The 19,328-nt window shown below is 66.3% G+C and carries 14 protein-coding genes; 6 read left to right on the top strand and 8 right to left on the bottom strand.

Features of this window, described 5'->3' with window-relative positions:
• Positions 1–24 precede the first annotated feature (24 nt).
• Positions 25–2,898 (bottom strand): autotransporter outer membrane beta-barrel domain-containing protein, encoded by a 2,874-nt coding sequence (locus DI041_RS08690; protein WP_136638347.1) that lies wholly within the window; start codon positions 2,896–2,898, stop codon positions 25–27.
• 230 nt (positions 2,899–3,128) lie between these two features.
• On the opposite strand from DI041_RS08690, the gene DI041_RS08685 reads away from it, so the two are divergent.
• Genes DI041_RS08685 through DI041_RS08665 form a run of 5 tightly spaced genes read left to right on the top strand, consistent with a single transcriptional unit; the run spans position 3,129 to position 9,147 of the window.
• Positions 3,129–3,662: an RNA polymerase sigma factor gene (locus DI041_RS08685; RefSeq protein WP_136638348.1), complete on the top strand. Its 534-nt coding sequence runs from the start codon at positions 3,129–3,131 to the stop codon at positions 3,660–3,662.
• Entirely contained in the window at positions 3,659–4,627 is a 969-nt protein-coding gene (locus DI041_RS08680) for a FecR family protein (RefSeq protein WP_046983294.1), read from the top strand. Before DI041_RS08685 ends, DI041_RS08680 begins: the two co-directional genes overlap by 4 nt.
• Before the next feature lie 11 nt (positions 4,628–4,638).
• Positions 4,639–7,437 (top strand): TonB-dependent receptor plug domain-containing protein, encoded by a 2,799-nt coding sequence (locus DI041_RS08675; protein WP_136638349.1) that lies wholly within the window; start codon positions 4,639–4,641, stop codon positions 7,435–7,437.
• A gap of 49 nt (positions 7,438–7,486) precedes the next feature.
• Positions 7,487–8,443, top strand: coding sequence for a hypothetical protein (locus DI041_RS08670; RefSeq protein ID WP_136638350.1), 957 nt, complete (start codon positions 7,487–7,489; stop codon positions 8,441–8,443).
• A complete protein-coding gene (locus tag DI041_RS08665) occupies positions 8,440–9,147 on the top strand; it encodes a hypothetical protein (protein ID WP_136638351.1) in 708 nt (235 codons plus the stop codon). Before DI041_RS08670 ends, DI041_RS08665 begins: the two co-directional genes overlap by 4 nt.
• 85 nt (positions 9,148–9,232) lie before the next feature.
• Here DI041_RS08665 and DI041_RS08660 read toward each other — a convergent pair whose 3' ends face one another.
• The 7 genes from DI041_RS08660 to murJ form a co-directional block, all read right to left on the bottom strand.
• Positions 9,233–9,898 carry a lysoplasmalogenase gene (locus DI041_RS08660; protein WP_136638352.1) on the bottom strand — a complete coding sequence of 222 codons (666 nt, stop codon included), beginning with the start codon at positions 9,896–9,898 and terminating at the stop codon, positions 9,233–9,235.
• Positions 9,895–11,778 (bottom strand): M61 family metallopeptidase, encoded by a 1,884-nt coding sequence (locus DI041_RS08655; protein WP_136638353.1) that lies wholly within the window; start codon positions 11,776–11,778, stop codon positions 9,895–9,897. Before DI041_RS08655 ends, DI041_RS08660 begins: the two co-directional genes overlap by 4 nt.
• A gap of 157 nt (positions 11,779–11,935) precedes the next feature.
• Positions 11,936–12,886, bottom strand: coding sequence for a 4-hydroxy-3-methylbut-2-enyl diphosphate reductase (gene ispH, locus DI041_RS08650; protein ID WP_004148461.1), 951 nt, complete (start codon positions 12,884–12,886; stop codon positions 11,936–11,938).
• A gap of 46 nt (positions 12,887–12,932) precedes the next feature.
• Positions 12,933–13,439, bottom strand: coding sequence for a signal peptidase II (gene lspA / locus DI041_RS08645; RefSeq protein ID WP_136638354.1), 507 nt, complete (start codon positions 13,437–13,439; stop codon positions 12,933–12,935).
• On the bottom strand, positions 13,439–16,270 hold the full coding sequence (ileS, locus tag DI041_RS08640) for an isoleucine--tRNA ligase (protein WP_046983301.1): 2,832 nt from the start codon (positions 16,268–16,270) through the stop codon (positions 13,439–13,441). Before ileS ends, lspA begins: the two co-directional genes overlap by 1 nt.
• On the bottom strand, positions 16,267–17,214 hold the full coding sequence (locus tag DI041_RS08635; RefSeq protein ID WP_046983302.1) for a bifunctional riboflavin kinase/FAD synthetase: 948 nt from the start codon (positions 17,212–17,214) through the stop codon (positions 16,267–16,269). The genes ileS and DI041_RS08635 overlap by 4 nt, the downstream gene beginning before the upstream one ends.
• Before the next feature lie 75 nt (positions 17,215–17,289).
• A complete protein-coding gene (gene murJ, locus DI041_RS08630; RefSeq protein WP_046983303.1) occupies positions 17,290–18,894 on the bottom strand; it encodes a murein biosynthesis integral membrane protein MurJ in 1,605 nt (534 codons plus the stop codon).
• Positions 18,895–19,011: 117 nt separating this feature from the next.
• Between murJ and rpsT the strand changes: the two genes are divergently transcribed.
• Positions 19,012–19,281 (top strand): 30S ribosomal protein S20, encoded by a 270-nt coding sequence (gene rpsT / locus DI041_RS08625; protein ID WP_004148449.1) that lies wholly within the window; start codon positions 19,012–19,014, stop codon positions 19,279–19,281.
• Positions 19,282–19,328: the final 47 nt, after the last annotated feature.

Here is a 19,328-nt window from a genome sequence, read left to right as displayed (position 1 = left end):
TTCATCGCCGGTGCCGTGTGCCACTTAGAACTTGTAGCCCAGCCCCAGCATCACGCCATTCTGGATCTGCCCGTCGCGGCGCTCGCCCACATAGTCGGCCATGATCGACAGACGTTCGCTGGCCCGGCTGGTCACACCCAGGTTCCAGGCCAGCACCTGCTCGCCCACGGCCTGGCTGCTGGCACCGAATACCAGATCCGGTGCAGCGGCGAAACCGGTGCTGTAACGGGCCTGCGAGTCGCCCAGTTCCTTCTGCCAGACCACGCGGGCGCGCGGCGTGATGCGCTCGCCGTTGTTGCCTTCAAAGGTCTTGAACAGCTGCAGGCCGGCACCAACGCGGATGCTCTCCAGGCTGCCGCTGCGGCCAACCAGCGCACCGGCGCCCTGCCCTTCATTGAAACGAGTGGCCGAGGTGCGCGCGTAATCCACCACCGGCAGCAACGGCTGGATCACCAGTCCCCTGCCGGTGGTGAAGGAGAACGCGTGCTCCACCCGTGCGGAAATCGCATCGTTGCTGTACCTGGCGCGCAGCGGCTGCTGCAGGCCATCGATACCGCCGATGCTGCGACGGGTATCGTGGCGCAGGTCGGTGTAGCGCACCGCTGCCGACAGGTAGCCCCGCGAGTAGGTCGCATCCAGGTAGCCGCCCACGTCCAGCGCGCGCACATCGCCGGTGAACCCGGAGCCGTCAATGGCCTTGGTCGACATGTCGGCCGCTGCCACGCTGACGCCGAGGGTAACGCGGTCATCGGCCACGCGGGTGTCGGCACCGATCACGATGCCGCCGATGTTGTGGCTGAGCCCCGCCACGCCACCGTCGGCATCGATGCGGCCATGGCTGGCGAAACCGCGGGCCCAGATGCCATGGTTGCGTCCAGCATCACCGCTGCCCGCAGCGCTGCCCGACGCCGGCTCGACCAGATGCATGGCGAGCTGGTTGAACAGGCTGCCATGGCGCATGCCCGGTTGAGATGAGACCGACTGCGCGGCCTGCGAAGCCAGGCCGTCGGCGTCCCCGCCGCTGCGCATCGCGGCCTGGTGCTGCTGCACGACGTTGCCGATGCTGCCCACCAGCGCAGTGTCGGCCAGGCGCAGGCTGGCGTGCGCATCACCGCGCAGGGCTCCGGCCTGCTGTGCGATTACGTCGCGATCAGCGAACTGCAGTGCACCGAGCAGCGACTTCAGGCCTTTGTCCTGGCGATCGGAGGCGGTTGCCAATGCGCGGCCCAGGCCATCGCCCGAAGTGCCGTTGGCGAACAGACCCACCTGGTCGAAGCCGGGGTTGGCGGTCAACCACAGACCATCGGCGGTCTGCTTCACATTGAAGCTCAACAGCGAGTTGTGACGCGGGCGGAACACATCACCACCAGTGATGCTGGCACTGTAGCCGGTATCCCCCAAGCGCACGGCTTCTTCGAAACCACCTTGGTAGATCGGTCCTTCCACCAGATCGCGACGGAAGTCCTGGCCGTAGTAGCCCTGTGCCACGTTCAGTTCGAGGAAGGCGCCCTTGGAGATCACCAGCGCGCCGTCGGTCTGTTCGTCATCGAAGAAGGTGCCCACGCGCAGGCGGCCAGTGGCCGTGCCGCCGCCCTCGGTCACATCGAACAGCACCTTGCCGCCCGGCATGATATTGACGTAACCATGGGTGACCAGATCGCCACCGCGCGGCATCAGTGTGCCGAACACGCGCAGGCGATTGAAGCCGTCTTCACGGTAGGAAGGGCCAGTGCCTTCGCCCAGTGCATTGAGATCCATCGCCGTGCCGGCAACGTCGCCGTGGCCAACCAGCATGCCAGCCCCGAGCACGCGCACTTCCGAGGCGCGCAGGGCACCGCCTTCCAGGGCGATGGTGCCGTTGTCCACCAGCATGAAGTCCGCACCCGTGGTAGCGGACGTGCGCCAGGTGGCGCCATTGGTCACGCGGATCACACCCATGGCGTTGTCCAGCGTAGAGGCATCCAGATCCGCCAGACGCAGTTTGGACAGCAGCAGGTCCTGGATATCCGGGTCATTCAGGTAACCCTGCACCGACAGCGGGCCGATGCCCTGCGGGCCGCGGCTCGAGGCGTTGTAGATGCTCTGCGCAAGGTTGATGTAGGTGGATTGCCAGTCGGTATTCCAGCGCGCGAAATCATCATCGACGAAGGCTTGCAGCTGGCGTCCGGTACGCAGGTAGCCTGGATTGATATCGCCGCTCACGTTCGCGCTCACATTCAACGTGTCGCCCGGATCGCGGTACCCGTTGGCGCTGATGATCCTGTTGCTGTAGATGTCCTGGCCCGGGAATGATTCCAGCTTGCTGCCGCTGCCATCCGGATCAAAGGTGATGGAGGCCCCCGTGCTGCGGGCTGGATCGCGGAACACCAGCAGCCCGTTCGGCTGTACCACTTCATACATGGCCTTGTGCAGCAGGCCGGCATCCATGCCGCCGCCATAGTTGCCGGTGTAGATCTGGGTCATGCGCGGCGACGGCGTGTAGATCACCTTGCCACCGCTGCTGGCCGCGTGGATCTGCACCGAGTCGATGATCGGCAGGTCGCCGGCCAGATAGCGCTCGACACCACCGGACTGCATGATCGAGCAGGATGAAATGCAGTTGCCGGACACGATGGTGTTGAGGCCGGATGTGCGGATCACTCCCTGCAGCCACTCGCCGGCGATCAACGCGCCACCATTGGAGGTGCGCAATACCACTTCGCGGATCGGCCGGCCTTCGGCCTGCGCTTTGGCCAGCAGTGCCGGCAGGGACACCACGTCGGCGTAGGTCACATCGCCACTCAGGAAGATGCGATCGCCCAGCACGTGATAATTCATTGCCATGACGTCATCAGCCACGGACATGGTGGCGACACCCATCAGCCCGGCCAGGGCCAGGCTCAACTTCGAATACTTCATGTGTTCTCTCTCCACCCGCAACACGCGGGTAGAACGATCAACGCCGCAGCGGGGCGATCTCCCCCAGTGGATCCGGCGCCGAAAGATGAATATATTCACAATGAGAATTCGATCGATGCACACTCTTCCCCATCCGGTCATCGTCGCGTAAAACTCGATGACGCATCTGCCACCGACACGCGAGGCCTGCCCTGTCCACCCCGTCCCCCCTGCTCCATCGCGCGCCGCAGCTGCCCGCGCCTGCGGATGCCTTCATCGCGTTCGTACGCGAAGAACGCGCGCCGCTGTGCGCGTTCCTGCGCACGCGAGGGGTCGGGCCGGAAGATGCGGAGGACATCGCACAGGACTGCATGGAGCGGTTGATCCGCTATCGCGCGCAGGGCCCGGACGAACTGCGCCTGCTGCTGTATCGTATCGCCCGCAACCGCCTGGCAGACCGCGGCCGTTCGCCGCAGTCGCGGCCGCACCTGCCGCTGGCCGAGCACGATGGCAGCGACGAGCCTTCCAGTACCTCGCCCGATCCATTGCGCCAGGCCGAGTCCGGGCAGATGCTTTCCCTGCTGCGGCAGGCCCTGTTCAAACTGCCCGAGCGCGCGCGCGAGGTGTACCTGCTCAACCGGATCACCGGCATGAGCTATACACAGATTGCGCGGCACTGTGGAATCACTGCCAAGACCGTGGAAAAACATATTGCCCGCGCCCTGCAGGGCCTGCGCCAGGAACTGGGGCCGGATCCACTGCACAACGACAGGGACGCTGAATGAGCCGCCACCGGCACATGGAAGACGCCTCGGTGTTCGAACGCGCCAGCACCTGGGTGGCGCGGCTGGAAGCCCCGGACTGCACAGCGGACGAGCGTGAAGCGTTCGAAGACTGGCTGGCTGAGGACCCTGCCCATGTCAAAGCCTGGGTACAGGCCGAGACCCTGTTCCAGCAGGGCGAAGGGCTGGCCACCGACCCCTGGTTGCGGACCGCCGCAGCGCGCGCCGCGCGACCTGCCCGCCGTCGCCTGCTGCCCGGCCTGGCCGCGGCCGCCGGCATCTGCCTGGCCATCGGCATCGGCTGGATGGTTGCGGTGGATGGCAATCCGACACCGCAGCTGTACGCCAATGACACCCGCCTGCCGCGCCAGTTGACCCTGGCCGATGGCAGCGTGGCCACGCTTGATGCTGGCACCACGCTGCGCGCCAGCTTTGGCTGGCGACATCGCGAACTGGATCTGGAGCGCGGACGCCTGCAGCTGCAGGTGGCGCCATCGAGCAAGGCACTGCGGCTGCAGGCTGGCAACAGCACGATCCGCGACATCGGCACCACCTTCCAGGTCGAGCGCCTGCACGATGGCCTGGTCGAGGTCGCACTGCTGGAGGGCGCAGTGGAAGTCAGCAGCGGCACGGCCCAGCACATGCTGGCACCTGGCCAGCAGCTGCAGGTGCTGCCCTCCGGGCGCATCCAGCCTGGCCCGGCGCTGTCATCCAACGCGGCCGCCGAAGGGTGGCTGCACGGGCAACTGGTCTTTGATGCCACGCCACTGTCCATCGTGGTCGAGCGCATGAACCGCTATGGCCGCACGCCGCTGGTGATCGCCGATCCGGAGATCGCCGATCTGGCGGTAAGTGGCACGTTCCGCGCGGGGGATGCACAGGAGCTGCTGTCCGCACTGGAACTGGGCTGGTCCGTTGCTGGCCAGACGCGCCCGGATGGCGCGCTGGAACTGCGCCGCACGTACTGAGGAGGCCGGCAGTGAAGGCAGGTCCGGGTGCGCTGCAGTGGGGGCTGCTCCGCGCCTTGCTTTATCTGGCAGTGGGTATAGCGGCATTACCGGTGGCCGATGCCAGCGAGCCTGCCGGCACGCTGGAGATCGATGTGGGCGCCGGACCATTGGTCCCGGCGTTGCAGCAATGGGCACGGCAGAGCGGTACCGCCCTGCTGTTCGACGCACGTGAGCTGGAGGGGCTGCGCACCAACGGTAGCCATGGCCAGCGTGATACGGCAACCGCGCTGAAACAGCTGGTCGGCGGCCTGCCGGTGAACATCCTGCGCACATCCTCAGGCGCCTTTGTCATCCGCCGCGTTCACGCCGAACTACCGGCCAAGGTATCGAAAGCCCCGGCAGCGGCCCACGCCATACGCACCGTGCCCAACGCGCCCGATGCAGCACCGCAGGTGGAACTGGCACCGATCCACGTCACCGGCAGCCGCCTGCCGCGCACCTCGGTGCAGACAACGCTGCCGGTCACCACCATCGACCGCGACGACATCCTGCGCAGCGGCTACGGCAACCTGTTCGACCTGTTGCGGCACCTGCCGGGCATGAACGGCCATCCGGCCATGAGCACCTCGCGCAGCGGCGATTCGCAGTACCTGCCAGTAGGAGCGGCCGCGACAACCAGTCTCGACGGCATGGGACCGCGAGCGACGCTGTTCCTGGTCAATGGCCGGCGCCTGCCCCGCTATCCAATGGTGTCGCTGGAACAAGGCGGACTGACCGATCTGGGCGGCATTCCGCTGAGCTTCGTCGATCGCATCGAACTGGTCCGCGGTGGTGCCTCCGCCATCTACGGTGCCGACGCGATGTCCGGCGTGGTCAACATCATCCTGCGCGACCAGGCCGATGGTCCCGAAGCCATGCTGCAGACCGGGCTCAGCAGCCGCGGCGATGCCGGGCAGTACCGGGTGCAGGCAGCCACCGGTAGCCTGCGCGAGAACGGCGACCGCTGGTTTGCGGGCCTTGACCTGCATCGTGTCGAACATGTGGCCGGTGATCGCCGCGACTGGCATGCGGAAACCTCGCTGTATCCGATCGGCGCGATCTTCGGCAACTGGTACGTGCCGGCCCGGCGCTGCGAGCCCCCGTTGAAGCGCCGCGAGGATGGCTGCTGGTTCGACAGTGCCCGCCCGCGCTCGCTGCAACCGGCCTCGGATACCGCATCGGCCTACCTGCATTACCGGCACGAACGCGGTGAAGGACGCTATGCCTATGTCGAAGCACGCGCCAGCCACAACCGGCAGCGCTTCGACCTGGGTCCAACCGCCATCGCCGTGGTCGCGCGCGGAATCACCTTCAACAGCGTCATGCATGAAGCCGGCAATGTGCGCCCCAGCGTTCGCGCCACCGATACGGATGTCACCTTCGGCATCGGCCGCGACCAGGGCCGGCGCAGCTGGGAAGCGGGAATCAGCGGCCAACGCAGCGGAGTCACGCTGTCCACCGCAGGCACCGTACGTGCGACCCGGTTGCTGGAAGCCACGCAGTCGCGACGGTTCCTGCCCGGCTTCGACGCACCACCTGCCGCCGAAGCAGAGACATTGTTCCCATCGATCCGCAACCGCGGCAGTACCGAACAATGGCAGGGCTGGTGGGGTATGCAGCGCGAACTGATGCCGCTGCCCGGTGGCCCTGCGCAGCTGGCCACCGGCATCGACCTGCGCCATGAGCGCTGGACATCGCGTCCCGACGCGCTGCTCAGCCAGGGTGACCTCGCATTGGGGCTGCCACAGCAGCAACGTCGCCTGTCGCGGCAGAGCAGCGGCGTCTACGCCGAGCTCGGCCTGCCGCTTGCGCCCACGCTGCGCGCGGATCTGGCCGCTCGCTGGGATCGTGATGGCGGTTTCATGGCGTTCTCGCCCCGGGCCGGCCTGCGCTGGAGCCCGACGCCGCAGTGGTCGTTCCTGCTGGCCAGCGGACGCGGCTATCGCGCTCCCAGCCTGTTTGAACAGCGGCGACCGCCCGGCTACTTCGGCTCGATCACGCTGCCCGCCTCCAGCGCGCTGCCGGAATGCGCGATGACCATCAGTGATGGTCGTTGCAGCGTCACCGCCGAGGTGGTGGAGAACGACGCGCTGAAAGCCGAGCGCTCGCGCAGTCATTCGCTGGCCGCCACCTGGACACCCAACGACACCTTCTCACTGTCGCTGACCCACAACATCGTCGAGCTGCGCAACGAGATCCTGGCCCTGCAGCCATCCGACGCAGTCTGGAACCGCAGCACCTGGCAGCTGGACGAAGACGGCCAGCTGCGCAGCCTGCGCCTGTCCTTCGACAACATCGGGCGCACCACGTCCCGCAACTGGGTGCTGCGCGGCGAGTACCGTATCGATGCAGGCAGCAACGGCCAGTGGCTGTTCTCGCTCGATGCATTGAAGCAGCAGGAACTGCGTCGGCGCCGCGACCATGAGCCTGCGGTGGACCTGCGCGGCCATGTGACGCCGGAGATCGCCGCCGTACTGAACGTGCAATGGCAGAACAGCAATTGGGATATCGCGCTGCGTGGCAACCAGACCGGACGCACGCGTGCGTGGCTGCCCGGTGCCGAGTGCCCGCAGGAGCAGATCGAACTGAGCCACTGCATGAACCCGCGGCAGCTGCGCTGGAACCTGCACCTCGCACGCCGGTTGGGCCCCCGCATTGTCGCCGCGATGGATGTGCACAACGTGCTCGACACGCAGCCGGTGAACTATCTGGTCGGCAACGGCGGACAGATGCCGGGGCTGGACGACCCACTCGGCCGATACTATCTGCTGACCCTGCAATTCCGCTGAAGCGTAGTAACCTACGCGCCCTGTTCCACCGGTCTGCCACCTCCACCCCATGAAGGCCTATCTCTGGTTCTGGGGCGCGTTCCTGCTGTTCTTCGCGTTGCCTTTTCCCTGCATCCTCTATTTCGGCACGTCATGGCCGGTGGCGCTGGCTGATCGCAGTGCACCGTGGCTGGCAGTGCTGCTGCTGGCGTTGTCGCTGGCCTTGTGGCTGGTCCTGCTGCTCGCCTTCCTGCACTACCTGCTGCTCGGCCCACCACGTGCCCTGCATCGGGTGCGCTCGATCCTCGCCAACGGTGAGCCACGCACTACACTGATCAAGCAGGCCGAACAGACCGGCGTGCATGTGCGTGGCTTCGCGCAGTGGAAGCTGCAGTTGGCCTTCCAGAACCTGTCCGGCACGCCGATCAGCGAGCAGATGCTGGTGGTCGACAGCAAACCCCAGCTGCAGCGCTTCGTCGTCGGCAATCACCTCGATGCACGCCTGAGCCGCACGCCAGGCGAATTCCCCAACATGGTGCTCGACGGCGCCCATGCCGAGCTGGATGTTGCCAGCCTGTGGCGGCGTGGGATCGGCGGTGGCATCGCCATCGTGGTGGTTGCCAGTGCCTATGTATTCACCTACCGGCTGCAGAGCGAAGGCCTGGGCTGGACCTTCCTGTCGTTCGGCCACCCGTTGCTGGTGTGCCCGCTGGTGCTGTGCGGCTACGCACTGGGCCTGCGCCTGCTCGGCCGACTGCTGCACGCCGATGCACGTGGCGATGCGCTGAAGTACCGTGGCATCGGTGTGGAGGCCAGGGTGCTGAAGGTGCGCCAGACCGGCACCTATCTCAACGAACAGCCGCAGGTGGAATTCCAGCTGGAGTACACCGACCGCGAAGGCGCTGTGCGGCAGGCCAGCGTGCGTCGCTTCATCCCGCTGATCGAACTGGCCAACATCCCGCGCGAACAGGTGACGCTGCTGTACGACCCGGATGATCGTGGAAACGTGCGCATGGAGGAGGTATGAAACAGCCTCCCTCCACCCGCCTGGTGTTCTCGCTGGTGCTGCTGGTACTGGCGGGCGCGGCCGTTGCTGGCGGCGGATTGCAGACGATCAGCGAAACGCTGGGGTATTCGGTGCAGCGCGACCGGTTGCCAGCCCCCACCGGTACGCAGCCGTCGCGCGAGAATCCCGCATCGCTTGCGCCGATTCCCGATCCACGGCCGATTTCCATTCCCGAACGCAACAACCGGCTGTTCGATGCGGACTACCTGCAGGCCGCACGCCAGGCACTGGAGCAGCTGCCGTCGCTGGCCGGACAGCGATTGACCGTGTTCCACAGCATCCACTTCTACGACGACGGGCGCATCAACCTCGATCTGGTCGACCCCCAACAGCCAACCCACGTCGACAGCTACCATTTCGAACGCGGCCAGTGGCGCAAGGGCAATCCCGTGAACCCACAACAGTTCGCTCCCACCATCAGCCTGCAGCGCAGCAGCACGCCTCTGGCCAACATCGATTTCGATGCCGTGCCACGCGTGGCCAAAGCGCTGCAGGAACAGCGCAATGCGCTGCAGAACCCCACATCCCAAGTCGGCCACGTCTACGTGATCGTGCGCAAAGCCGGCAAACTGGTATGGCTGCCGGACGAAGTGGCCGGTGATCGCGAATCGGTGCGACTGCAGTTCGATACGCAGGGTGCTCTGCGCGATGTGATCCGCCGGTAGCCGACGCAAAAAAAGGGGACGGAGGGGATTAAGTCGCATACGACCTGATGCCACATACGACTTAATCCCCTCCGTCCCCTTTCTGCTACTTCACCGAGCGCGCGATGGCGTACTGCGCGCCGTAGTACGTGGACAACACCAGCAGGCTGGCCAGCGGCAGGCCGCCGGCGAAGCGGTCCCAGGCCAGCAGTGAATCGCTGGCCACGAACAGCAATGCACCTGCCGCGGCCCAGCGGGCGCTTCGGGCTTCCACAGCATCGGGCTGCGGGCTGCGCCACTGCCGTGCCAGGGCCAGCACCGCCATCGACGCCAGCACCACCACATACGCCAGTACCGGAATGCGCATCGGCGCCGGCAGGTGCGGCCACAGGCCCAGCACGTTGAGCACGGCAAACGCACCGAGCAGTGCACTGGCGCCGACCAGCCCACGCCCGGCACGCAGGCCATCGCGGAAGGCGACGATGTAGCAGAGGTGCGCCAGCAGGAACGCGACCAGCCCCGGCACGAACGCGTCCATCGGCAGCATCAGCGCGATATCGCCCACGCACGAGAGCAGCATGCCGGCCAGCACCGCGCGGCGGTAGAACGGCTGTGCGGGATCGTGCACGCGCCAGGCGATGGCAGCGATCAGCAGCGTGGTGGCCGGCTTGGCCAGCCAGTGCAGCCAGCGCCCGTCACCGTGCAGGAACGCGCCGATGATGGCGAGGATCGCCATCAGCAGGATCAGACCATCGCGGGCGCGCGGTTTCATCGCGCCTTCCACAGCTCTGCGAGGCGGTCAGGCTTGCCGGCAATGCGCTCCAGCACCGGGTACTGCAGGCCACCGTGGTAGGCGATGCTCATCGTTTCGATGCGATCGAACTGCTTCACCAGCAACACGATCGGCGCCTTGTCCTTTGCTGCGGCCGCCACTGCATCCTTCAAGCGCTGGCTGCTGTATTCGCGGCCACCAACCGCGATCACCTTCATGCCGGGTGCAAGACCGGCGTTGAACGCCGGGCTGTCCCAGATCACGTCACCGACCGTGCCGTTGTCGAGCACGGTCGCGCCCAGCGAATAGGCCAGCAACGCGGCCTTGGCGCGCTTCTCCTGCGCCTTGTAGGCATCGTTCGGGGCATCGCGATAGACCAGCTTCCAGCCCGCCAGTTCGAGGCCGCCGGTCAACGAACCATGGCCGTCCAGGCGCCCGCGCAGGAACGTGGCCCAGTCATACGGCGCGATGCCGTTCAAGGTCGCGACCACATCATCGAAGGTGTACGGATTGACGTCCCAATCGCCATTACCGACGCCGAAAAACGCACGTGCGAAGTCGTCCAGGCTGCGCCGGTTGCCACTCAGTTCGCGCAGCTTGCCCTCCACTTCCAGCCACAGCATCTGGCCGCCGGAGTAGTAGTCCTCGCTCATCTGGTAGTTGCGATAAGGCAGCGTACGGCGCTGAGCAATGGTCGGGTCGTTGGTGGTGTCCTGCAGCGGGCGCCAGGCCAGGCCCGGACGGCCACGGTCGTAGGTCGCGGCCACGTTGGCCAGCATGTCGCGTGCCTGGTCGGTTGACCACAGCCCCGAGCGTGCGGCCAGCACCTGTCCCCAGAACTGGGTCTGCCCCTCATACACCCACAGCAGGCTGTCGCCCATCGGCACGTTGAAGTTGGCAGTGGCCAAGTCCGCGCCGCGGCGGTACTTGCCGTTCCAGGAGTGGGTGTATTCGTGCGGCAGCAGATCGCGCATCCACGCGCTCTTTTCCCACTCGGTGAAGTAGCCCGGCTCGGCGCTGTTTTCGCTGGAACGGTGGTGTTCCAGACCGATGCCGCCGAGGCGGTCGGTCAACGCCAGCAGGAACTCGTAGTGGTTGTAATGGCGCGCGCCATAGAGCTTGTCGGCCTGCTGCACCAGCGCGCGGTGCAGCTTGATCTGTTCGTCGGTCGGCTTCAGCGACTTGGCGTCGTCGGCGAACACGTTCAGATGCACCGGCACCTTCGCGCCGGGGTCGAGGTCGATGCGCTGGTGGTGCTCGCCGGCAAACAGCGGCGAATCGACCAGGTGGTCATAGGAGATCGGCTTGAACACCACGGTGTCACCGTCGCGGCGCGCGGTCTCCAACGCGGTGGCGAACGACCAGCCCTTGGGCAGGGTCACGCTGGCCTGCGCCTGCAGCTGCCGCGCATCGACACCGGCCGGATACAGCGAGTTGGCGTTCCACTGCAGGTTGAGCATTTCCGGGGTCATCACCACCCGGCCCTGGCTGCCGCCCTGCGAGGACAGGAAATCGAAGTGGGCGACAATCTCGCTCACGCCCTCGGGCACGTTCACCTTGAACGCATAGACGTTGAACTGGTCGCGCTGCCAGGCCAGCGGCTTGCCGTTGGCAGTCACACGCAGGCCGGCCAGCTTGTCGATCGGGCCGGTCGGCGAATGGTTGCCTGGAATCCACTGCGGGTACAGCAGGGTCATCGGGCCGGGCTTGGCCGGCACCGTGGCAGTCACCTTGAAGATGCGCCGGGCCAGATCGCGCGCGTCCACATCGATGCGCAGCAGGCCGGGGGCCGCGGCATCGCCCGGCGGCGAGGTCTGCGCCAGCGCAGGCGTGGCCGCCAGCGCGAACAGCACGGACATCACCAGGGCACGGGTCTTCATCGGGCAGGTTCCAGCAGCGGTAGAACCTTTGATGCTAGGCCTGTCGAGCGCGCGGCCCCATGGCCGAAGGTCATGGTCGGTGGCGCTCCGGCCTGATGTGGCAAAACGCCATCCGGCAGTGCGAACCAAGGTTCGCACCCACCAGAGTCAGGCCCGGTCAGTCGACCAGGCGCAGGCGCAGTTCCTTCGGCAGTGCGAACACCATCGATTCCGGCTCGCCATCCAGCTCACCGACGCCGTTGGCACCCAGCTCGGCCAGCCGCGCCAGCACGCCATCGACCAGCACCTGCGGCGCCGAGGCACCAGCGGTCACGCCGATGTGCTGCTTGCCCACCACCCACGCCGGGTCGATCTCGTGCGCACCGTCGATCAGGTACGACTCCACGCCTTCGCGGCGGGCCAGCTCACTCAGGCGGTTGGAGTTGGAGCTGTTCGGCGAACCGACCACCAGCACCAAATCGCAGCGCTTGGCCAGGTCGCGCACGGCATCCTGGCGGTTCTGGGTGGCGTAGCAGATATCGTCGTTCTTCGGCCCTTGCATTGCCGGGAAGCGCTCGCGCAGCGCATCGATGATGCCGCGCGTGTCGTCCACCGACAACGTGGTCTGGGTGGTGTAGGCGAAGTTTTCCGGCTGCTTGATCTGCAGCGTGGCAACCTGCTCCACGTCTTCCACCAGATAGATCTGGCCGGTACCGGCTTCGCGGTTCCACTGGCCCATGGTGCCTTCCACTTCGGGGTGACCGGCGTGGCCGATCAGCACCACGTCACGGCCAGCACGGCAGTGGCGGGCAACTTCGAAGTGGACCTTCGTCACCAGCGGGCAGGTGGCGTCGAACACCTTCAGGCCACGGCGTTCGGCTTCCTGGCGCACGGCCTGGGACACGCCGTGCGCACTGAAGATGACCGTGTTGTTGTCCGGCACTTCATCCAGTTCCTCGACGAAGATCGCGCCGCGCTGCTTCAGGTCATCGACCACGAAGCGGTTGTGCACCACCTCATGGCGGACATAGATGGGCGCGCCCAGCGTTTCGATCGCGCGCTTGACGATCTCGATCGCACGATCGACGCCGGCACAGAATCCACGCGGGTTGGCGAGCAGCACATCCATCAGTTCAGTCTCCCGGCAGCGGCCGGCTTACGGTTTCGGATTGGCATTATCCCGCCTTTTTGGCGGACTTGCCGTCGAACAGGCCGAACAGGGCGATGCCGACGGCACCGACCACGATGGCCGAATCGGCGATGTTGAACGAGGGCCAGGTGTAGCTGCCCACGTACCACTGGATGAAATCGACCACGTGGCCGTGCACCTGGCGGTCGATCACGTTTCCGATGGCGCCGCCGATGATCAGCGCATACGGCACCGCCGCCTTCCAGTTGCCACGGGCGGTGCCGCGCAGCCACCAGGCCATCAGGCCACTGATGGCGATCGCCAGCACGGTGAAGAAGTGCTTCTGCCAGCCACCGGCGTCGCTCAGGAAACTGAACGCCGCACCGGTGTTGTAGGTGCGGTACCAGTTCCAGAAGCCGTCGATGACCACCACCGGCTGGAACTCCGGCAGGCTCGACAGGACCCACGCCTTGGACCACTGGTCCAGGCCGATGATGGCCGCCGACAGCAGCAGCCAGACCAGGGCGTTCGGATGCGGACGGGGCGCGGCCATCAGAACCAGCTCCGCACTTCACCGGCGCCGGTGATGTTGCTCACGCAGCGGCCGCACAGTTCCGGATGGTCGGCGTTGCTGCCGACGTCGGCGCGGTGGTGCCAGCAGCGCACGCACTTGGCCTTGGTGGTCGGCTGGGCACTGACGAATACCTCGTCGGTGGTTGCCGGGCGCACCTGCACGTCGCCGCTGATGAACAGGAAACGCAGTTCATCGGCCAGCGGCTGCCAGCGCGCGGCCTGCTCTTCGCTGGCGGCGATGGTGATCTCCGCTTCCAGCGCGGCACCGATGGCGCCGTTGGCACGCATCGGCTCGAGCACCTTGGCCACCTGCTCGCGCACGGCCAGCAGCTGGTCGAAGTCGGCGGCGTTGAGCTGGGCATCGGCCGGCAGCGGCGCCAGGCCGTCGTACCAGGTGGTGAACAGCACATGCTCGGCGCGTTCGCCCGGCAGGTAGCCCCACAGCTCGTCGGCGGTGAAGGTCAGGATCGGCGCGACCCAGCGGGTGAATGCTTCGGCGATGTGGTACATCGCGCTCTGTGCCGAACGGCGACCGCTGGAATCGGTCGGCATCGTGTACAGGCGATCCTTGGTCACGTCCAGGTACAGCGAGCCCAGGTCCACGCTGCAGAAGTTCAGCAGCAGCTGCACGATCTCGGCCATGTTGTAGCCGTCGTAGGCCGCCTTGATCTTCTCCTGCAGCTCCCACGCGCGATGCACGATCCAGCGGTCCAGCGCGACCATCTGGTCCAGCGGTTGCAGGTGCTGGGCCGGATCGAAACCGTCCAGGTTGCCGAGCAGGAAGCGCGCGGTGTTGCGCAGGCGGCGGTAGGCGTCGGCGTTGCGCTTGAGGATTTCCTGCGACAGCGACATCTCGTTGCTGTAGTCGGCCGAGGCGATCCACAGGCGCAGGATGTCCGCGCCCAGCTTGTTCATGATGTCCTGCGGCTCGATGCCGTTGCCCAGCGACTTGGACATCTTGCGGCCGTGCTCGTCCACGGTGAAGCCGTGGGTCAGGCACTGCTTGTACGGCGCGCGTTTGTCGATCGCCACGCCGGTCAGCAGCGAGGACTGGAACCAGCCGCGGTGCTGGTCGGAACCTTCAAGGTACAGGTCGGCCGGCTTGCCGAAGCCACGCGCCGCAAGCACGCCTTCATGGGTCACGCCCGAGTCGAACCAGACATCGAGGATGTCGGTGACCTTCTCGTAGTCGGCCGCTTCAGCGCCCAGCAGTTCGGCGGCATCCAGCGAATACCACACGTCGATGCCCTCGGCTTCGACGCGGTCGGCGACCTGCTGCATCAGCTCCACCGAACGCGGGTGGATCTCGCCGGTCTGGCGATGAGTGAACAGTGCGATCGGCACGCCCCAAGTGCGCTGGCGCGAGATGGTCCAGTCCGGGCGGCCATCGACCATGCTCTGGATGCGTGCCTTGCCCCAGCTCGGGAACCAGCCCACGTTGTCGATGGCGGCCAGCGCATCGTTGCGCAGGTTGGCCTTGTCCATCGAGATGAACCACTGCGGGGTGGCGCGGAACACCACCGGCGTCTTGTGGCGCCAGCAATGCGGGTAGCTGTGGCGGATCGGGTGGAAGGCCAGCAGCGCGCCGTTGTCGCGCAGCACGCCGACGATGGCCTCCTGCGCCTTCCACAGGTGCTGGCCGGCCAGCACCACGTCACCGGCCGGCGGGGTCGATTCCAGGTACACGCCACGGCCATCGATCGGGGTCACCTGGCCGGCGTTGTACTTGTCCAGCAGGCCGTACTTCTGGCTGACCACGTAATCTTCCTGGCCGTGGCCGGGGGCGGTGTGCACCGCACCGGTACCGTCCTCATCGGACACATGCTCGCCGTTGAGCACCAGGATCCCGCGCTCCGGGTAGAACGGGTGCGCCAGCAGCTGGTTTTCCAGCGCCGAACCGTCCGCCTCACCGTGCAGCACCACCGCTTCCACGCCGTAGCGCTGCAGTGCGCGCTCGGCCAGGGCGGCAGCCAGCACCAGCCAGCGGCGCTTGCCGTTGTTGGCCGGGCCTTCGGCCAGCACGTAGCGGATGTCCGCGCCCAGCGAAACGGCCAGCGAAGCCGGCAGCGTCCACGGCGTGGTGGTCCAGATCGGCACAGCCACTTCGACATCGGCCGGCACGCTCACGCCGAACGCCTGGCCGATGGCCTGCGCGTCGCGCGCGGTGTAGGCCACGTCGATCGCCGGCGATTCCTTTTCCTGGTACTCGATCTCGGCCTCGGCCAGCGCCGAGCCACAGTCGAAGCACCAGTACACCGGCTTCGCACCACGCAGCAGGTGGCCGTTGGCCACGACCTTGGCCAGCGCACGGATCTCGTTGGCTTCGAAGTCGAAGCTCAGGGTCTTGTACGGGTTGTCCCAGTCACCGGTCACGCCCAGGCGCTTGAAGTCCACGCGCTGGATGTTGATCTGCTCTTCGGCGAACTCACGGCACTTCTGCCGGAACTCGACGGCGTCGAGCTTGGTGCCGACCTTGCCCCACTTCTTCTCGACCGCGATCTCGATCGGCAGGCCGTGGCAGTCCCAACCCGGCACGTAGGGCGCATCGAAGCCGGCCAGGTAGCGCGACTTGACGATGATGTCCTTCAGGATCTTGTTGACCGCGTGGCCCAGGTGGATGCGGCCGTTGGCGTACGGCGGGCCGTCGTGCAGCACGAACAGCGGGCGGCCGGCGGCGTTGTCGCGCAGCTGCTGGTAGAGCCCCTGCTCTTCCCACCGCGCCAGAATGCCCGGCTCGCGCTTGGGCAGGTCGCCGCGCATCGGGAATTCGGTGGCTGGCAGGTTCAGGGTGGTCTTGTAGTCCTGGCTCACGCAGTGGCTCGCAATCTATGTTCGGAAAGGATGGCGCGCGCCTGTTCGGCGTCACGGTGCATCTGGTCGGTCAGCGCCGCCAGATCATTGAATTTTTCTTCGTCGCGCAGCTTGGCGACGAATTCGACTTCGATGTGGCGCCCGTACAGATCGCCCTGGAAATCGAACAGGTGGGCTTCCAGCAACGGCTCCACACCCTCCACTGTCGGCCGCGTGCCGAAGCTGGATACCGAAGGCCACGGCTGGTCGAACACGCCGTGCACCCAGGTTGCGTAGATGCCCGACAACGCCGGGGTCTTCGGGAAACGCAGGTTGGCAGTGGGGAAGCCCAGCGTACGGCCAAGCTGGCGCCCACGCACCACCCGGCCGCTGATCGCATACGGGCGGCCGAGCAGGTCGCCCGCACGGGCGAAGTCGCCGTCCTGCAGCAGCTGGCGGATGCGGGTGCTGGAAATGCGCTCGCCATGCAGGTCGACCGCTTCGATCTCGCCAGCGCTGAAACCGAGCTCGGCGCCGAGCTTCTGCAGCAGGGCCAGGTCGCCGCGACGGCGGTTGCCGAAACAGAACTCCGGACCGATCCAGACCTCACGCGCACTCAGGCGATTGACCAGCAGCTGGCGCACGAACGTCTCGGCCGGCATCGCCGCCATCGCTGCGTCGAAACGCAGCAGGCCGATCGCATCGACGCCGAGCTCGCGCAGGATCTCGACCTTGCTGCGCGCCAGGGTCAGCCGCGGCGGCGGCGTGCCCTGGGCGAAGAATTCACGCGGCAACGGCTCGAACGCCACGGCAACCGCGGCCACGCCCAAGGCGCGCGCGCGGGCAACCGCGTGGCGGACCAGCGCACGATGGCCCAGATGGAGGCCGTCGAATGCACCGATACAGACCACGCTTCCGTTGGGGAACAGCTCCCCGCCCTCGACGCTTCTGAACAGCCTGCTCATCAACTCTCGTTCCGGCCCAACCGGGGCCGCCGCTTCAATGGTGTAACCCTGAAGTATAGCCGCCACGGGCCGTGATCAATGCCCGCGCAGGTCGCGCGGGCGGAAGCCCATCGCCACCATGGCCACCGCATAGGTCGCGCCACCGCCACCGACCAGCAGTGCCAGTGCGCCGATCCGCTCCCATGCACCCATTGCCGAGAAGCCCGGCAGCCAGTACAGCAGGGCCAGCAGTACGCCGACCATGGCCGCGCAGGCCAGCAGCAGGCGTACCAGATAGCCGCCCCAACCCGGCCGACGCTGGTAGACATCGGTCTTGCCCAGCCAGTACCAGAGCAGGCCAAGGTTCAGGTAACTGGACAGCGCGCTGGCAATGCCCAGCGCCAGGTGCAGGCCCGGCTGCTTGCCGATGGCGGCCATCACGCCCTGCGCCTTCAGTTCGTCGGGCACCATCACCTGGTACAGCACCGCCAGCAGGGCGAAGTTGAACACCATGTTGGCCACCAGTGCGACCACGCCGGCGCGCACCGGGGTCTTGGTGTCCTGGCGCGCATAGAACGCCGGCAGCACCACCTTCAGCAAGGCGAACGCCGGCAGGCCGAAGCTCAAGCCGTACACCGACAGCGCGGTCATGCGGGTATCGAAGGCGCTGAACTGGCCGTGCTGGAAGATGGTCGCGATCAGCGGTTCAGCCAGCAGCAGCAGGCCCAGCATGGCTGGCACCGAAATCAGCAGGGTCATGCGCAGGCCCCAGTCCAGCGAGCGCGAGAAGCCCTCGCGGTCGGTGCTCACGTGATGACGAGCCAGCGCCGGCAGGATCACCGTACCCAGCGCCACGCCGAACACGCCCAGCGGCAGCTCCAGGAAGCGATCGGCCAGCGACAGCCAGGACTGCGAGCCGTCGGTCAGCTTGGCGGCGATGACGGTGTCCAGCAGCAGGTTGATCTGTGCCACCGAGGAACCAAACAGGGTCGGCACCATCAGCGTCATCACCTTGCGCACGCCCGGATGGGTCCATCCCCAGCGCGGCAGGGTCAGCAGGTTGATGCCTTTCAGCGAGGGCAGCTGGAACAGCAGCTGCAGGATGCCTGCGGCCAGCACCGCCCAGCCCAGGGCCAGAATCTGCTTTTCCGGGGTACCGCCCAACCGCGGGGCCAGCCACAGCGCACCGGCGATCATGCACAGGTTGAGGATGACCGGGGTCAGCGCCGGCATGGCGAAGCGCTGGAAGCTGTTCAGCGCACCACCGGCCAGTGCGGTCAGCGAGACAAACAGCAGGAACGGGAAGGTCAGGCGGAACAGGTCGACCAGCAGGCCCTGCTTCACCGGGTCGGTATCAACGCCACTTGAGAAGACCGAGGCCAGCTGCGGGGCGAAGATCAGCGCCAGCGCGGTCACCAGCATCAGGATGCCGCCCAGGGTACCTGCGGTGCGGGCCATCAGTTCGCGCAGCTCGGCGTGGCTGCGGGTTTCCTTCACTTCCGTGAACACCGGCACGAATGCGGTGGCGAAGGAGCCCTCGGCGAACAATCGCCGCAGGAAATTGGGTACCCTGAAGGCAACCCAGAACGCATCGGTGACCGCATTGGTGCCGAACGTGGTGGTGATCACCTGGTCACGGACAAGTCCGAGCACCCGCGAGACCATGGTCATGCTGCTGAACGACAGCAGGCCTCGCAACATCTTCGGTGAACTCACTCAGCGTCCCTCTTGACAATCGACTTGACGTGCATTTCTCGGGCCATCATACTAGCTAGCTAGCTGTTCCCATAACACCGATTTTTTCAGGAAACCACCACCGTGGCCAATATCAAGTCCGCCAAGAAGCGCGCCAAGCAGACCGTCGTGCGCAACGCGCGCAACGTGGCTCAGCGCTCGATGCTGCGCACCGCTGTCAAGAAAGTGATCAAGGCGCTGGACGCCAACGATGCCGCCGGCGCCCAAGCCGCCTTCGCCGTTGCCCAGCCGATCCTGGATCGCTTCAGCGCGCGTGGCCTGATCCACAAGAACAAGGCTGCCCGCCACAAGAGCCGCCTGAATGACCGCATCAAGGCCCTCGCGGCCGCCTGATCCGGTTGGTTGCCGGGGCTTCGGTTCCGGCAGCACGCAAAAGCCCG

The organism is Stenotrophomonas maltophilia (assembly GCF_004920835.1).
Lineage (GTDB): Bacteria > Pseudomonadota > Gammaproteobacteria > Xanthomonadales > Xanthomonadaceae > Stenotrophomonas > Stenotrophomonas maltophilia_AQ.
This window is presented reverse-complemented; position numbering and strand designations above follow the sequence as displayed.

What these genes read in the sequence shown, in the direction of transcription:
- DI041_RS08690 (WP_136638347.1), bottom strand. Translation starts at nt 2,898, where the DNA reads ATGAAGTATTCGAAGTTGAGCCTGGCCCTGGCCGGGCTGATGGGTGTC.
- DI041_RS08680 (WP_046983294.1), top strand. Translation starts at nt 3,659, where the DNA reads ATGAGCCGCCACCGGCACATGGAAGACGCCTCGGTGTTCGAACGCGCC.
- DI041_RS08670 (WP_136638350.1), top strand. Translation starts at nt 7,487, where the DNA reads ATGAAGGCCTATCTCTGGTTCTGGGGCGCGTTCCTGCTGTTCTTCGCG.
- DI041_RS08665 (WP_136638351.1), top strand. Translation starts at nt 8,440, where the DNA reads ATGAAACAGCCTCCCTCCACCCGCCTGGTGTTCTCGCTGGTGCTGCTG.
- DI041_RS08660 (WP_136638352.1), bottom strand. Translation starts at nt 9,898, where the DNA reads ATGAAACCGCGCGCCCGCGATGGTCTGATCCTGCTGATGGCGATCCTC.
- DI041_RS08655 (WP_136638353.1), bottom strand. Translation starts at nt 11,778, where the DNA reads ATGAAGACCCGTGCCCTGGTGATGTCCGTGCTGTTCGCGCTGGCGGCC.
- ispH (WP_004148461.1), bottom strand. Translation starts at nt 12,886, where the DNA reads ATGGATGTGCTGCTCGCCAACCCGCGTGGATTCTGTGCCGGCGTCGAT.
- lspA (WP_136638354.1), bottom strand. Translation starts at nt 13,439, where the DNA reads ATGGCCGCGCCCCGTCCGCATCCGAACGCCCTGGTCTGGCTGCTGCTG.
- DI041_RS08635 (WP_046983302.1), bottom strand. Translation starts at nt 17,214, where the DNA reads ATGAGCAGGCTGTTCAGAAGCGTCGAGGGCGGGGAGCTGTTCCCCAAC.
- murJ (WP_046983303.1), bottom strand. Translation starts at nt 18,894, where the DNA reads ATGTTGCGAGGCCTGCTGTCGTTCAGCAGCATGACCATGGTCTCGCGG.